Annotated in this window: 17 protein-coding genes; all 17 read right to left on the reverse strand. The window is 32.5% G+C overall.

What is annotated here, in order from left to right:
- Positions 1–183: 183 nt before the first annotated feature.
- Complete coding sequence (locus tag K7J14_RS15095; RefSeq protein ID WP_230758337.1) at positions 184–378, reverse strand: hypothetical protein; 195 nt, start codon at positions 376–378, stop codon at positions 184–186.
- Between the two features lie 1,401 nt (positions 379–1,779).
- Positions 1,780–2,868: an IS91 family transposase gene (locus K7J14_RS15100; protein WP_230758340.1), complete on the reverse strand. Its 1,089-nt coding sequence runs from the start codon at positions 2,866–2,868 to the stop codon at positions 1,780–1,782.
- Between the two features lie 920 nt (positions 2,869–3,788).
- Positions 3,789–4,844 carry a GGDEF domain-containing protein gene (locus K7J14_RS15105; protein ID WP_230758347.1) on the reverse strand — a complete coding sequence of 352 codons (1,056 nt, stop codon included), beginning with the start codon at positions 4,842–4,844 and terminating at the stop codon, positions 3,789–3,791.
- A gap of 904 nt (positions 4,845–5,748) precedes the next feature.
- Complete coding sequence (locus tag K7J14_RS15110) at positions 5,749–6,624, reverse strand: hypothetical protein (protein WP_230758351.1); 876 nt, start codon at positions 6,622–6,624, stop codon at positions 5,749–5,751.
- Between the two features lie 234 nt (positions 6,625–6,858).
- On the reverse strand, positions 6,859–7,356 hold the full coding sequence (locus tag K7J14_RS15115) for a DUF4304 domain-containing protein (protein WP_230758354.1): 498 nt from the start codon (positions 7,354–7,356) through the stop codon (positions 6,859–6,861).
- A 161-nt stretch (positions 7,357–7,517) separates the two neighbouring features.
- The gene (locus K7J14_RS15120; RefSeq protein ID WP_230758357.1) at positions 7,518–8,072 is read right to left on the reverse strand and encodes a hypothetical protein; all 555 of its coding nucleotides are present in this window, start codon (positions 8,070–8,072) and stop codon (positions 7,518–7,520) included.
- A gap of 499 nt (positions 8,073–8,571) precedes the next feature.
- Entirely contained in the window at positions 8,572–8,763 is a 192-nt protein-coding gene (locus K7J14_RS15125) for a hypothetical protein (protein ID WP_230758360.1), read from the reverse strand.
- A gap of 18 nt (positions 8,764–8,781) precedes the next feature.
- Positions 8,782–9,021 (reverse strand): hypothetical protein, encoded by a 240-nt coding sequence (locus K7J14_RS15130; RefSeq protein ID WP_230758363.1) that lies wholly within the window; start codon positions 9,019–9,021, stop codon positions 8,782–8,784.
- 139 nt (positions 9,022–9,160) lie between these two features.
- The gene (locus K7J14_RS15135) at positions 9,161–9,562 is read right to left on the reverse strand and encodes a hypothetical protein (RefSeq protein WP_230758366.1); all 402 of its coding nucleotides are present in this window, start codon (positions 9,560–9,562) and stop codon (positions 9,161–9,163) included.
- Between the two features lie 406 nt (positions 9,563–9,968).
- A complete protein-coding gene (locus K7J14_RS15140; RefSeq protein WP_230758368.1) occupies positions 9,969–10,706 on the reverse strand; it encodes an AAC(3) family N-acetyltransferase in 738 nt (245 codons plus the stop codon).
- Positions 10,707–10,852: 146 nt separating this feature from the next.
- On the reverse strand, positions 10,853–11,590 hold the full coding sequence (locus K7J14_RS15145) for an AAC(3) family N-acetyltransferase (protein WP_230758370.1): 738 nt from the start codon (positions 11,588–11,590) through the stop codon (positions 10,853–10,855).
- A 127-nt stretch (positions 11,591–11,717) separates the two neighbouring features.
- On the reverse strand, positions 11,718–12,014 hold the full coding sequence (locus K7J14_RS15150) for a nucleotidyltransferase domain-containing protein (RefSeq protein ID WP_230758372.1): 297 nt from the start codon (positions 12,012–12,014) through the stop codon (positions 11,718–11,720).
- Positions 12,001–12,303: a hypothetical protein gene (locus K7J14_RS15155; protein ID WP_230758374.1), complete on the reverse strand. Its 303-nt coding sequence runs from the start codon at positions 12,301–12,303 to the stop codon at positions 12,001–12,003. The genes K7J14_RS15150 and K7J14_RS15155 overlap by 14 nt, the downstream gene beginning before the upstream one ends.
- Complete coding sequence (locus K7J14_RS15160; RefSeq protein ID WP_230758379.1) at positions 12,300–12,818, reverse strand: hypothetical protein; 519 nt, start codon at positions 12,816–12,818, stop codon at positions 12,300–12,302. Before K7J14_RS15160 ends, K7J14_RS15155 begins: the two co-directional genes overlap by 4 nt.
- 357 nt (positions 12,819–13,175) lie before the next feature.
- Positions 13,176–14,246 carry an IS91 family transposase gene (locus K7J14_RS15165; RefSeq protein ID WP_230758381.1) on the reverse strand — a complete coding sequence of 357 codons (1,071 nt, stop codon included), beginning with the start codon at positions 14,244–14,246 and terminating at the stop codon, positions 13,176–13,178.
- Between the two features lie 175 nt (positions 14,247–14,421).
- Positions 14,422–15,234 carry an abortive infection family protein gene (locus tag K7J14_RS15170; RefSeq protein WP_230758384.1) on the reverse strand — a complete coding sequence of 271 codons (813 nt, stop codon included), beginning with the start codon at positions 15,232–15,234 and terminating at the stop codon, positions 14,422–14,424.
- A 143-nt stretch (positions 15,235–15,377) separates the two neighbouring features.
- Positions 15,378–16,055 carry a DUF4386 family protein gene (locus K7J14_RS15175; RefSeq protein ID WP_230758216.1) on the reverse strand — a complete coding sequence of 226 codons (678 nt, stop codon included), beginning with the start codon at positions 16,053–16,055 and terminating at the stop codon, positions 15,378–15,380.
- Positions 16,056–16,765: the final 710 nt, after the last annotated feature.

The following is a 16,765-nucleotide window of genomic DNA, read 5'->3' on the forward strand; positions in this document are numbered from 1 at the left end:
AGTTATACACAATCTTCTTCCAAATCTATTTCTTTTTCTTCTATTAATAAGTGTAGATTGGTCGAACTAACATTTGCTTAACCTGTAATTCCGGCCCGAAGGGATTGGCGCACTTTTTGCCGAGGAGCATAGCGACGACTAGCAAAAAGTGTGACAAGAGGAATTATCAGGTTGAAGCAGTTGTTAGATTTTTTCTTTGTTTTTTTTTCTTCTTTTAATGAAATACCAAATTACTACAAACGGCATTGTAAATGTTAAAAGAAACAATACTTTGGTTGTTTTACTTAATGTAATATTATTTTTTTCAGCATCTCTTGAAAAGAGTATGAACAAAACTATTACAATTGCAAAGGCAATAATTGAACTGGTTGATTGCATTTTAATTACTCCTTGATTCATTTCCAAAAATAAGCACTTTAATACTTTTTACTATTTCACAAATAAACTTATGTTTGATTGATAATATTTTTGTACGTATTTATACATCACCTCCGTATAGACAAAATATTTAGTAAATTATGAACAAATTTAGACTAATTTCTAAAATATATCAGTTATTATATATGTAATAATCAGAATTTATTCATTAATAGTTATTGCATCAAAATCATTTACATTGAAATCAATAAAAAAATCATCTTAATGTTTATTTAATACTCTTACCATCTTTTTAGTACATTTTTATTATAATTTTTATCAGATCAGTAACATAGACTATTAAAACATAGATGGTCCTATCATATTTGTTATAAAGAAAACTGGGTGTTTTTTCTTTTTCTTCGGCCCGAAGGGTCAATCTAACATTTAGTTAACCTGCATTGCGTACATTGGCGCACTTTTTGCCGAGGAGCGTAGCGACGACTGCAAAAAATGTGACAATAGCAATGTCAGGTTGAACTAGTTGTTATCCAATTTTTGGTTCCAATTCTGCTGTAGCTTCGTTTCAAACTAATTTTTATACTAATCTTTTTACTTTTACAAACGTTACCAACGTCTTAAATTTTATTCCGTAACAAAAATATTTCCTATAAAAAGCTCCGTTTTGTCTTTTGCTCTACTGCAGCTTCATACAAAACATTTTTCTTATTTTTTCTTTCTCTTTTCTTCTATTATATAAGACCAAATCCAGTTCAATTATCTTGATTCGTTTCTGCATAACCAACAACAGCCTGTTTTATAAACCTATAGAATGATAATCAACGCCTGAATCATTTTTTGACTTTGATTTGCTTCGTATAAGCCACTGTAAGGTTATTTCTCGAAACCAATTGTGCAGGATTCTCATTTTACTGCTGAATAACCACAGTAATCTAAAAAACCTTATATCCAGGATCTTTTCACTTCAAGATGTTAAAACAATTGAAAAGCAACGTCCTACAGTCGCCTTAAATTCTTGATAGTAAAAACGGAACACTGTTTTGCTGTTTTATTTTTAATGTATCTTCAGCATTTGTCGCGAGAACTTGCACCGTATTCCAAATTATATTTCGAGATTTATTAGCGTTCTTAGTTCTTCCATCCTCGCCCGCCGAAGGCGTGGGGATAACATTTGCTTAACCTGCATTGCGAAGCAATGTCAGGTTGAAGCAGTTGTTGGGCAAATCCTAAGATAATTTCATTAAGTTTTTTATCAGCTAATAATGTAAAGAACTAAACAATTTTCTAGAGTGCTCTTTACTTATTTTATGCATTTCATATTTTACGAACATTATTATAGCTTTTTTATACTGATTATTGAACTTTGAATATAGCTTCGCAACCCATATCCTACTTGAGAAATCAATTGTACGCATGTGAACCAAGTAATCTTGGCGGTCCATGGCTGCATAATTGTTCTATGTCTTCAGGATCAGTATTTGCAGGAAACAGTACAACTGTATACATTCGATTTTGACAATTCGGACACAGATCTATTACCGATTCTTCTTCTGTTTCTAAAACAGTTTCAAATTCTTTTCTTATTGCTTTTAACTCATCCGTATGTTGATTCGAGTATAATCCATAGTATCGAATTGTAACCAATCCCGCCGGCGGTATATGATTTAGATATCGTTCAACAAATACCTTTTTCCCTAATACTGTTTCTATTTGTTTTCCATTATGTGTTTCGCTAAAACCTATAGTGTTTTCATTTATATCAAAGGTCTGTTTTAAGTTTATTACTGCACCACACGAAGTGTGACCTAGATAACCAGCTATGCTTTTTCCTGTATCTCGATGATACTCCGGATATATACGCCACTCGTTGTCTTTAATATCTTTTGTTTTGGGTAAACTTTCTATATGAATCTGTTTTAGCAATTCTTGATAAGCAATCTCATGAAATCTATTTGCCATTTCAGTGTAGCGGAGTGTCCTGAGCCTTTCCCATTTTCCGTTCTGATTTATCCCACCATCACTGAGAATGCAGTGTATGTGAGGTTTATAACTCATTCCTCTTCCGTGCGACTGAAAATCTAAAGCACTTCCGCATAATAAACCTGTTGTTGCTCGTAATTCCGCAATAACTTTGCTAGCGCTCTTAAATAATATTTCTGCTACTTTTTTCTTGTTCCTTAGCCAGGTTGTTGTAAATGCTGCCGGCATAGAAAAAACTAAATGATAGTGGCTTACAGGCAAGAGCTTTTTACTAACCTTCTTTTGCCACAACACTTTATTTCTATTTGAACAGATTGGACATCCACGCGTATTGCATGGGTTATACACTACTGTTCTGGTATAGCAGTTAGGGCATTGGACGATGCGTCCTCCTCGTGCAGCAGTTCGACACGTATGCATGTTTTCTACCGCTTTTCTTTGTTCTGTGCTTGCAAAGAAAAGCGGGCTATTCATAACCTGTGTGATCTCAGCGAGAATGGACTTGTTCACGTGAACTAAGTAATCAAAAATGTACGTTTCTGCCCATGTTTTCGGGTATCTTCTCTTCTCTTCCCGCACCGCGCAAGCGGTGTCGGCCCAACATTTATTTAACCTGCATTGCGTACATTGGCGCACTTTTTGCCGAGCGAAGCGACTAGCAAAAAGTGTGACAATAGCAATGTCAGGTTGAAATAGTTGTTATCCAATTTTTGGTTTCAGTTCTGCTGTAGCTTCGTTTCCAACTAATTTGTGTACTAAGCTTTTTACTTTTACAAACGTTACCAACGTCTTAAATTTTAATACGCAACAAAAATATTTCCTACAGAAAGCTCCGTTATGTTTTTATTCTACAGCAGCTTTATACAAAACATTTTTCTTATTTTTATCTCTTTTCTTCTATTATATAAGACCAAATCCAGTCCAATTATCTTGATTCGTTTCTGCAAAACATCAAGATCCTATTGTATAAAACAATAGAATGATAACCAGTAACTGAATCAGTTACTTATTTTTGATTTGCTTCATACAAGCCACTGTAAGGTTATTTCTCGAAACCAATTGTGCAGGATTCTCATTTTACTGCTGAATAACCACAGTAATCTAAAAACCTTATATCCAGGATCTTTTCAATTCAAGATGTTAAAATTAATTGAAAAGCAACGTCCTACAGTCGCCTTAAATTCTTGGAAGTGAAAACGGAACACTGCTTTGCTGTTTTATTTTTAATGGATCTTCAGCATTTGTCGCGAGAGCTTGCACCGTAATCCAAATTATATTTCGAGATTTATAAGCGTTTTTAGTTCTTCCATCCTCGCCCGCCGAAGGCGTGGGGATAACATTTGCTTAACCTGTATTTTCGCGCCCGCAGGGCTTGGCGCATTTTGTGCATAAGGAGCGTAGCGACAGCACAAAATGTGACAAAGAAAATATCAGGTTGAAGCAGTTGTTAGGTTTAATTCATTTACAATTACTCGATTGCGGCCCGCTTGTTTTGCTTTATACAGCGCTGTGTCAGCACGAAGTATATGTTGTTTTAGTTCTTGTTTATCATCGATTAATGATACACCAACACTAATCGTTATTTTATGCTCTATAATTTCAGTACTTTCTACACTACTACGCAATCTCTCAGCATATTGAATTAATTGTGGTATTTCCGTAAACGACACAAGTATTAAGAACTCCTCGCCTCCATATCTAAAAATTGCATCATTCTCACGAGTATTTTCTACCATTATTTCAGCTATTCTTTTTAAAACCTTATCTCCAACATCATGTCCAAAAGTATCATTGACATACTTAAAATGATCAATATCACACATTAAAACAGCAAGAAAGCTTGATTTCCTTAAACTATCTGATAGTTTTACATTATATATTTGATGTAAATAATTTCTATTTAATAGGTTTGTTAATTGATCGTGAGAAGCCTTTTTTTCAATGTTTTCTTGAACAACTTTTCTGATAAAAAAGCCAACAAGTCCTAAAATACATACAATCGCAAATAATAGAAATAAAAACAAATACTGTAAAGCAATGTGGTTATGAGTTTTTATTGCAATTTTATTTACCACAATGTTTGATAACTTCCATAAATTCTCGCTACTATTTAATATTCGATCTTTTTGATTATTCTTAAGAATCTCTTTATATTCTGTCCAAGATTGCAGTAGGTTTGAAATTTCAACTTTATCATTACTGTTAAACACTCCGGTCTTCGAATTTACAAAATCTGATAATATAAAATTTGTTTCATCGATCATTTTTACTGATTCTTTTATGTCCTGATTCAATAAATACAATTTGGTAACACGTTGAATTCCCCCTCTAATTGAACCAGTACTATTAATAAAATTAGTTAATTTTTGAATATCATTTACTACATATAGAAAACTGACTGTTGAAAATACTATTATGATAATCGTGATTAAAACAGAAATCATAACAAGATTTGATCGCCGAGAAATAACTTTACTTGTGTTCATACTTTTCTCCTCTGCGCCGAAGGCGTCAACCTAACATTTATTTAACCTGCATTGCGTACATTGGCGCACTTTTTGCCGAGCGAAGCGACTAGCAAAAAGTGTGACAATAGCAATGTCAGGTTGAAATAGTTGTTATCCAATTTTTGGTTTCAGTTCTGCTGTAGCTTCGTTTCCAACTAATTTGTGTACTAAGCTTTTTACTTTTACAAACGTTACCAACGTCTTAAATTTTAATACGCAACAAAAATATTTCCTACAGAAAGCTCCGTTATGTTTTTATTCTACAGCAGCTTTATACAAAACATTTTTCTTATTTTTATCTCTTTTCTTCTATTATATAAGACCAAATCCAGTCCAATTATCTTGATTCGTTTCTGCAAAACATCAAGATCCTATTGTATAAAACAATAGAATGATAACCAGTAACTGAATCAGTTACTTATTTTTGATTTGCTTCATACAAGCCACTGTAAGGTTATTTCTCGAAACCAATTGTGCAGGATTCTCATTTTACTGCTGAATAACCACAGTAATCTAAAAACCTTATATCCAGGATCTTTTCAATTCAAGATGTTAAAATCAATTGAAAAGCAACGTCCTACAGTCGCCTTAAATTCTTGGAAGTGAAAACGGAACACTGCTTTGCTGTTTTATTTTTAATGGATCTTCAGCATTTGTCGCGAGAGCTTGCACAGTAATCCAAATTATAATTCGAGATTTATAAGCGTTTTTAGTTCTTCTATCCTCGCCCGCCGAAGGCGTGGGGATAACATTTGCTTAACCTGTAATTCCGGCCCGAAGGGATTGGCATGAAAATTGCCACAAAGGAGCGTAGCGACGACTGCAATTTTCATGACAAAAGGAATTATCAGGTTGAAGCAGTTGTTAGGTGAAATTTCTTAAACTAAAAAAACACTCTATTTGTAATATATTCATTACCATTAAATAGATACTTTCCAATTATAAGTTTTAATAAATTATTGTATTTAATAAAGAATAATTCCTTGTTGTTTTCTTTAATTTCTTTATAACTATATAACTTGTTTTTCCAACGATCAGATATTTTCATTTTATCTTCGTATAAAACAATATTTGTTTTCTTAATAATAAAAGTATAAAAGAATAACACTATTCTTATTAGTGAATATCCAAGCATGAATATCCCAGAACTCAATATAATAATTCTATCTAATTCACTTATTTTATTTAGTGATAAGTACCAACCAGAAAGCATTGAAAAAGAAATAAACAGTAAAGTATAAGTACCCTTTAATACTACAGGTTTTATTTTTAATCCATTAACTAATTGTTTATTAATATTATCAATAACTTCAATCGGTCTTTTTTCATCTGAATTATTGAAGTAATGAGCACTTTTATTATCTTCAATAAAAAGAAATATTCTTTTATCAGTTGTGAATATATATTTTGAGTAAGAAAAATTCCTAAACCTAAGCTTCGGGTCTACATATGAACACAAACCACCTTGATAACCAATTATTTCATTTTTATTGATTGTGTATTTATTAAATAGATTATTTATTTCAATTAGATCATCAGATATGATTACTTCGGTGAATAATCTATACATTGTGCTAAAAATTACATAGCTTACAGTGGTTAGTATTACAGAAACAGAAATTAGATTAAGATATTTTGACATATCTAACACGTTTATTAATAAAAACACAGAAACAGATAACACAGACAGCATTAGTAAAGAGTAACCAATTTTTACTGTTAATGAATTAATTATTTTAATTTTATAAGGTAATTCCATAATTCTTCCTGCGCCGAAGGCGTCCACCTAACATTTGCTTAACCTGCGAGGCATTTTGGCGCGATTCTTGCCGAGGAGCGCAGCGACGACCAGCAAGAATCGTGACATAGCCGAGTCAGGTTGAAGCAGTTGTTAGGTGAAATTCTTCATGAATACTAAAATTCATATTAACTATAACTACATTAACTTACACAATTTATTTCTGAAGAACTTGAATTTAATCATTTATAGTTGTTAACTATTTATTTGGATATTATTAGTTTCTATTTTTATCATTTCCTTAATAAACAAATCCCTGTATTCTGGTTTTACAATAAATATTTGCTTTCTTATTTTCTCTTTATAAATTTCTTTGGTTTCAATAATTGATTCACAAATTAATAAGAATTGCAATATTTCATTGTATATGTATTTTTCATTTTTTATATCTTGATCTCTCTTACATAAAAACCACCAGTCATTTTTACCCAACAAATGTCCAATTCTACTTTTACCATTGCATTGATCTGCTTTAACTATTACATTAATATCTGTTGGAATAATTCCATCAATATTTTTGATAATTAATCCAAAATTAATAGTCATTTTTACATTTTCATTATTTGAAGAACTACTTTTTTGTATATCTAAAACCACGGTAAAATCACATCCTTCTTTATAAAAGAATCGCTTATGCTTTTTATAGTTATTCGCGATTAGTAAAGATTCAATAGATTTTATGCATTGATCCATTTATTTTCCTCTGCCCGAAGGGTCCACCTAACATTTTGCTTAACCTGTAATTCCGGCCCGAAGGGATTGGCGCACTTTTTGCCGAGCGAAGCGACTGCAAAAAGTGTGACAAAAGGAATTATCAGGTTGAAGCAGTTGTTAGGCAATTTTTTGTTGCAAAATTACTTTTTTTTAAGTAATTCAAATTTATCTTTACTACTTCTACTAATAAGTTGATTAAATTCTACTTGCGAAAATTCTTTATTCGAATTGTTTAATATTTGATATATTATCCATATTCTTGTTGCTGATACCTCTAAAAGTGAATTAATTCCTATATCAAATTTATCACGTCTAACATATCTTGTAGAAATTAAGTTCGTATGCATGACTTTAATATTTATATCATTTTGTATGATACTAAATTGGAATTCTGGTTTTATATACTTCCAATATAGATCTGGAATAATGTCGGAAATGTTAAAATGATTTTGAATATTATTGCTTATAGTTTCTCTGTAATCATTTTTTGTATTCTCTGTAACAATTAAACCTTGGTTTATTAGATTATTAATTTTAATGACATTATTATAATATACACATGCTTTTATAAATAATAAATTCAGATATCTTTTGCAATTTCCTTTTTCCACCAATTTCGAGATAATAACTGGTATATATACACCAAGAAATGCACCAAGAAGAGTTGATGAAAAAGCAATAATAACATCAGACATTATAACCCCACTTATTTATATTTTTATGCATACATAGTCTGCGTAATATTAGTTTTATTTGCCTTAAATTTGGTGTCTTATTATTTTACATTCATTCAACATAAAATTACCATACATACAAAGAACCTTATATTATTTTCTTCGCCCGCCGAAGGCGTGTGCCTAACATTTGCTTAACCTGCATTGCGTACATTGGCGCAAAACTTGCCGAGCGAAGCGACTAGCAAGTTTTGTGACAATAGCAATGTCAGGTTGAAGCAGTTGTTAGGTAATTTTTCTTCTATTCAAACAAACTATTTACATCTATTGAAAAGCTATGAGGGTGATAAATAGGTGAATCAATTCCTTTAAGAATATTGTTCTCAAAAGATTCAAATTGAATAACACTCATTTCCTTATTAATATATTTATCAATCATTCCATCTATTTTTATAATTCGTACAAATTGATTTTTATCTTTTGTCCATTCAGAATATGCAAGATAATTTGAATTATCTGATCAAATAAATGAAGCACCTGCATTATCACTAATTTTTTCTTTCTTAGAATTATTATAGATTAACCACAATTCACCAAGAGTCGGTGCACCCATAGCAACTTCGCATCCATTCATATATTCTGCTTTTATTTTCTCATTTGGACTTATTTGTTCTGTATGATCTTCCCAAGGAGAAATTATTGTGGAGCTCATTATCAACCATCCTTATTATTAACTATTAAAAATACTTGGGTATCTTTCTATTACATAATCCTTATCTACTTCTACATATTCTGTTGGTCCGCCTGAATAATACATACTTTCTTCATCATATAATGGCTGGCATTCCACATATTTATTATCGTTTGTGATGTATAAATAATAAAGCAACGGTTTCTCATTGAATATTTTTTTGCCACGCCTTTCACACAAAATCGTCCAACTATCATCTGGTTTCATAAGCACTTTCATTTTTTTCCTCGCCCGCCGAAGGCGTGTACCTAACATTTGCTTAACCTGCAATCCGTATATTGGCGTGAAAATTGCCAGGCGCAGCCTGAAGCAATTTTCATGACAATAGGATTGACAGGTTGAAGCAGTTGTTAGATCCCTATTTTTTAATCACAATAAGAACTGTTTGTACTACTTTATACGGAACTAGAAAAATTGTTAACGTTAATTTACCAGCAAAAATCATTGATCTTATAGCTGGCATTGCATCACCAGCATCGAGACCAAATCTTGGTCGGTTACTATTGTATTCACTTTCTACCATTGATCTTCTAAAGTTATTTTTAATGTCATTCCAAAGCCATGGAATACAAAACAGAAAATAGCCAATTACTACACCTAATCCAATAACAGGTTCTCCTTCATTTTCTGGAGAGAAACTAGCAATTATTCCTAAAACAATAAAAGTAATAAATATAATCCCCCATGGAATAATCCTTCTAATTAATAGCCGCTGAGCATCCTCTACTTTTTGAGTAAATTCCTTTGTCTTTGATTCCATAAAAACTCCTTTTGTATTATAACTACTGTTAAACAGTAATGAATGACCATAAACTATACTTGAAGCTTTGTGAATCAACGTAGTGAGAATTACAAAATTGAATTATTGCTATCGTTAATTTTTTATTAATAAAAAATCTTTAACACATTACATTCATACTTTTTTTACTCATTAAAATTTTATCTTTGTAAAGCACTACATTAGTACAAAATTTGCATACTAATAACTGATTTATATTCTGATTAAATTTGTTCACTTTGTTTTATATAGTTTTTAAGCGCCGAAGGCGTCGATCTAACATTTAGTTAACCTGCATTGCGTCAATTGGCGCACTTTTTGCCGAGCGAAGCGACTGCAAAAAGTGTGACAATAGCAATGTCAGGTTGAACTAGTTGTTGGATGATCCTCACAGATCAATATCAAATAACTCACTAATATTATGTTTCAGTTCATTTTCATAAATAGCTATCACATCTTTAACTCTGAAAAACATACTATCCGCATTACCAATTTTACTTCGAGTTATCAACCCTTTATCTTCTGCAATTTTTTGTACTTTTAACCAACCTTTATGATATTTTGGCAGCATTTCTGTTGAGATGAAATAATCATTCTGATTATATATTTTATGAATTTCTTCATTCATTGGCATAAATAGTTTTGGCCAAACATCCTCTGGAATATTATTTTCCACATAATGCATCGCGGTTAATTTTCTAATATCAACACCAACTAATAATCCATAACCATTATCATCTACAAAATCCATTAAATCATTTACATATTGATTGGCATTTTTACCCCATACTGCCATTCTGTGTTGTCCAGTTCCTATCACTGTTCCTGGCATCTTACAAAAAATGTCAGCAATAATTCCCATATCGGTTCTTTCATTATGGTTTTCATCCAACCATTTATTTTTAGTAACAATTTCTAATGATACATCATGCTCAGTTAAGGGCAAGCATTTTGATAATGGAAAAGCAGGCATTATTATATTGCCCTCAGCTGTTATAATACTTTTTAAATCAGTAATAATACTTTCGGGAGTACAGCTAGTGTCATTTATTGATCTCATTGATGAATGAAACTCAATCGACATACCTTTTGTAATTCCAGTACTTACTAAATCATTAAGAATCATATTCTTTAATTCCTCGCGCGCCGAAGGCGTCCATCCAACATTTAGTTAACCTGCATTGCGTCAATTGGCGCACTTTTTGCCGAGCGAAGCGACTGCAAAAAGTGTGACAATAGCAATGTCAGGTTGAACTAGTTGTTGGATGATCCTCACAGATCAATATCAAATAACTCACTAATATTATGTTTCAGTTCATTTTCATAAATAGCTATCACATCTTTAACTCTGAAAAACATACTATCCGCATTACCAATTTTACTTCGAGTTATCAACCCTTTATCTTCTGCAATTTTTTGTACTTTTAACCAACCTTTATGATATTTTGGCAGCATTTCTGTTGAGATGAAATAATCATTCTGATTATATATTTTATGAATTTCTTCATTCATTGGCATAAATAGTTTTGGCCAAACATCCTCTGGAATATTATTTTCCACATAATGCATCGCGGTTAATTTTCTAATATCAACACCAACTAATAATCCATAACCATTATCATCTACAAAATCCATTAAATCATTTACATAGTGATTGGCATTTTTACCCCATACTGCCATTCTGTGTTGTCCAGTTCCTATCACTGTTCCTGGCATTTTACAAAAAATGTCAGCAATAATTCCCATATCGGTTCTTTCATTATGGTTTTCATCCAACCATTTATTTTTAGTAACAATTTCTAATGATACATCATGCTCAGTTAAGGGCAAGCATTTTGATAATGGAAAAGCAGGCATAATTATATTGCCCTCAGCTGTTATAATACTTTTTAAATCTGTAATAATACTTTCGGGAGTACAGCTAGTGTCATTTATTGATCTCATTGATGAATGAAACTCAATCGACATACCTTTTGTAATTCCAGTACATACTAAATCATTTATAATCATGTTCTTTAATTCCTCGCGCGCCGAAGGCGTCCATCCAACATTTGCTTAACCTGCAATTCCGGCCCGAAGGGCTTGGCGTGAAAATTGCCGAGCGAAGCGACTGCAATTTTCATGACAACAGGAATTGTCAGGTTGAAGCAGTTGTTGGACGAATCTTATATAATTTTATAAACTCATCACTACTAATCTCATGGTTAACTTTTTCATAGGAAAACTTATTCTCGATATTGTAATATTCACTACTTAAATAGATTTGTACATGAACAATATTCATCGGATTCTCAATGGATAACTTGTGAATATTCTCATTAATCATATTGATGTTTTCAATCCTTGGAATAACAACTAGAACATCAATATCGTTATAATTGAGATTTTTTAAATATGATCCAAATATATAGAACCTTGTTTTAGCTATTTCCATAATCACTAATAAATTTTCCAAATGGAATTACCTTAATTCCAAGTGATCTACCATATTCAACAGCTTCTCTAGTTGCTCTGCACCACTGAGTAGGATAAGCTAAAATATCAGCATTTAGTTGTGAAGCTTTAAATATTACTTTACTTGTTATTTCATATTCATCTGTGGTTGGACAATATAGAATCATTTTATTGCCTTCGAAAGTAAACTCGCCAGTATTTTCGCTAGTGATTTTAATTGTTAATTTATCCAAAAGCTGCTTTTTCATCCAATAGATGCTAGTACTCATAATACTGACTCCTTTTTGACTTCTTCAATTTCATTTGCTAATTTACTATACCAATTTGTGTCGTATTTATATTTACTATACATTTCATTAGGAGCCTTATCATATTCAGAGAATGCAGTACAATGAAGCATTAGGTCTTTAAGATATTGTTTTTTACCAATATCAATTTGAATCCAGTATTTTTGCAATAACGATCGTGCGAATTTAAGATTTGGAATAATTACATCTTCTTTTATTGAATTCCACCTATCACCATTTGCAGCTGCAATTTCTACAGATCTTCCAATAATTGTAGGCGGACCAAATTCTTTATATAAAGTTGAGTTTTCTGTTAATACAGAAAGTAACGGTCCATAGAATTCCTGTAAAAGGTTGTTAATGTACTCTCTTTTTCGATTGCGCTTATCATTTCTATATGTAACCCATGCAGATAAATAGGTTACTGCGATTGCAGATAGAACTGAAATTGCTATTGCTATTAATGCTATGATATTAGACATTTGATCATCATTCATTTTTATTTCCTCAGCGCCGAAGGCGTCCGTCCAACATTTGCTTAACCTGCGTTTTGTTTGGCACGGTTTTTGCCGAGCGTAGCGAAGTGCAAAAATCCGTGACAAGCAAATAAGTCAGGTTGAAGCAGTTGTTAGTCGCTTCTCTCTTATTGCATTTCAAATGATTTGATTTGGAAGATTTTACAGGTTTCTTTCTACTATTTGCTGCTTTTAATACTTATACTCATCATCTTTTGTACTAGTTTCTTTTTTTATTATATCTCTTTCACATTTATTTCTTTCATTTCTCTTTTTTGGACATATCTTTACCAGGTCTTTTACTATCTTGGAGTCGCTATACTCTTACACCCATTCTCTTTACGTTTCAGGAAGCTTTATCTTACACAATATTTCATGTGCAGGAACTTCTTCATACGGTTCCAAGGTCATAATGATTTCCATTGCCGCATGACATATAGGACAATGATCTACAAATTCCGCTTCTTCCATCTCTATTTCCATCGGAAATATTTTCTGCAGTTTTTCTAACTTATCACTGTATTGGTTTGAGTATAATCCATAATTCCGTACTGTTACAGTATGAGGGACAGGTATGTGATTCATGTATCGAGATACAAACAGTTCCTTATCCAACTCAATCCGCGTCTCTTTCCCTGCATGACGTTCAATATAACTAAATGTTCCTTTCTCTTCGTTTTCCACCAATTCTTGATTAAGGTTTATCACTACACCCTTAGCGGCGTGTGCTAAATATCCTATTATCTTTTGTACATTTCCCTGATAATATGTTGCGTATACATTCCATTCACGATCATTAATATCCTTCTGTTCAGGAATATCTTGTATATGTTTTCTCTGTAATTCCTTAACAAGATATTCTTTTATCACATCAGTAATTCGCGTATATGATATCGTTCCTAACGGCATCCAGTCACCGTTACCAGTCAGTCCACCATCAGATAACACGCAATGTATATGCGGTTTATAAGACATCCCCTTTCCATGTGTTTGAAATACCGCTATACATCCAGGGGTTATTCCATAATATTTCGATATGTTATTTATTGCACGCTTTACACATTCGAAAAAAGCGTTCATGAAATCTTTCTTATTTCTGAGCCACACGCCAGTGAAAACCTGTGGAATTGATATGACTAAATGAAAGTGATTAACATTTAAAACAGATGTTAATACCTTATCCTCCCATCTTTTCTGGTTCGCTTTATAACAGATAGGACAACCACGTTGGTTACAGGAATTATATACAGTTGCGATTGTTCCACATTTTGTGCATTGCACAACTCGGCCGCCATACCGGGTTGTTTTACACTCCCTCATATTCTGAAGAGAGCGTTTTTGTTTCGCATCAAGCTTAAAGGATCTTTTAAGCGCAACAGAGCATATCTGCTCGAGTATACGGTTCTTCATGCATAGCTTGTATGCACAAATTCCTTTTCCTGCCTAACATATTCTTTCTTTTCCTCGGCGCCGTAGGCGTCCGACTAACATTTGCTTAACCTGCATTGCGTACATTGGCGCGAAAAATGCCGAGCGCAGCGACAGCATTTTTCGTGACAATAGCAATGTCAGGTTGAAGCAGTTGTTAGAAGCTTGTTTTTCTTTTTTTCCATGTCTCTAATAAAAAAAGACTTGCCGTGTGTGCTGAATGAATAGCTAATCTTGCATGTCGCGGTTCAATTCGATATACGGTTTTGCCCATTCCATGTGCTGAACTTGCATGAGTTCTTAGTTCACCTATTCCTTCAACAATAGAAAAAAGTCCAGTTAATATTTTTTGTAAATCACCATCTTCAACTTTACTTGCATCAAATCCAAGATCTTTTTTAACGATATTCCATACAGGACGTAGATCTTGTTTTGCTGGCATTTCTAGTTTGTTAACTTCAATATACACTTTACAGATTGTTTCCAACATATTACTTGCGGCTGAAATAGCTTCTCTTGGGCTTGTATCTACATTTTTTAATGCACGATTAAACTCGAAATCAAAGTATTCAAGATTGTTTTCTTTGATATAATCTTCAAGACTTTTTGAAGGAGTATGCGCTCCTGTAACAACCAAGCCCCCTTGGAGATAATGTAATCCATATTTTTCCATGGCAGCAATTATTTTTTTGTTTTCAACTATTCTATCTTTTTCCCAAGATTTATTTTCATCTAAGATCTCTTCCATGTATTTTTCAAGTAACTTTCCTAATACTTCTAATGGATTAACTGTAAGGTCTTGATTAACTCTTTGAATCCAAGAAATTGCTTTAACTTGTTTGTTACCTTCTGGTGGTTCTCCTGGTGCCCCCGCATAAAGAAAAAGAGAATTTAATGAAGCATGTGTTTCTCTATTTGAGATCATATCACCAACCAAAGAAATAATTGTCTGCGGTATTACTTCTCTCATGCTATATTCCTTCTTTTTCCTCGGCCCGAAGGGTCCTTCTAACATTTGCTTAACCTGCGAGGCGTCATGGCGCGATTCTTGCCGAGGAGCGCAGCGACGACTAGCAAGAATCGTGACATAGCCGAGTCAGGTTGAAGCAGTTGTTAGATTTCTTTTCCTATTCTTACAAAGATCTTTGCATATAAAATGCTAAAGACGTACCATGGAATCAATGATAGCAATGAAAAAATTAAACCAATTGTTCCAGCAGTTGAAGGAATAATCATAAATATTGCTGCGAATAATCCCCAGGTTGCAGTTGCTTTTGAATAATATTTAGATTTATACATTAAAATGGAAATACAAAATAATGCAATTCCATTAAGAACATAATATGTATCAAAAGCTGTCCCTTGCCATCCTAATAAGCATGCTTTTCCAGCTGATTCAAATATTATCTTTTCAGTTTCAATATTTGTGCTAAAATATTCGTAGGAAAGTTTTAATATCTCGAAAGTTTTATTTGATGAAATATATGCTGAAATTCCAATTAATCCTAAAGCTATACCTATTTGTATTACACCTTTATTTACTTCTTTTAAAGTATGATAAAAAGCTAAATATATAATACTAATTAGAATATTATTAATTAAAATAAAAAAATCTGCATGAAAAAATCCGATTACTAAATTATCTTTAAACAAAGAAAACCATTCGATAGTTGTAGTAGGTAGCTTCGTTAATGCAAATACAAGTATCTGAATTGGAATAATGGTGAGCATAATAATCGTTGAAATAAATGCTGTTTTGTAGAGTGACTTGTAATCTTTTAATGCGTTCATTTTGGTTTTTTCTCCTTTTGCCCGAAGGGTCAATCTAACATTTATTTAACCTGCATTGCGTACATTGGCGCACTTTTTGCCGAGCGAAGCGACTAGCAAAAAGTGTGACAATAGCAATGTCAGGTTGAAATAGTTGTTATCCAATTTCTGGTTTCAGTTCTGCTGTAGCTTCGTTTCCAACTAATTTGTGTACTAAGCTTTTTACTTTTACAAACGTTACCAACGTCTTAAATTTTAATACGCAACAAAAATATTTACTACAAAAAGCTCCGTTTTGGTCTTTATTCTACAGCAGCTTTATACAAAACATTTTTCTTACCTTTTCTTTCTCTTTTCTTCTATTATATAAGATCAAATCCAGTCCAATTACCTTGATTCGTTTCTGCAAAACATCAAGATCCTATTGTATAAAACTATAGAATGATAACCAGCAACTGAATCAGTTACTTATTTTGATTTGCTTCATACAAGCCACTGTAAGGTTATTTCTCGAAAACAATTGTGCAGGATTCTCATTTTACTGCTGAATAACCACAGTAATCTAAAAACTTTATATCCAGGATCTTATCAATTCAAGATGTTAAAATCAATTGAAAAGCAACGTCCTACAGTCGCCTTAAATTCTTGATAGTAAAAACGGAACACTGTTTTGCTGTTTTATTTTTAATGTATCTTCAGCATTTGTCGCGAGAACTTGCACCGTATTACAA

Source organism: Teretinema zuelzerae, assembly GCF_021021555.1.
GTDB lineage: Bacteria > Spirochaetota > Spirochaetia > Treponematales > Treponemataceae > Teretinema > Teretinema zuelzerae.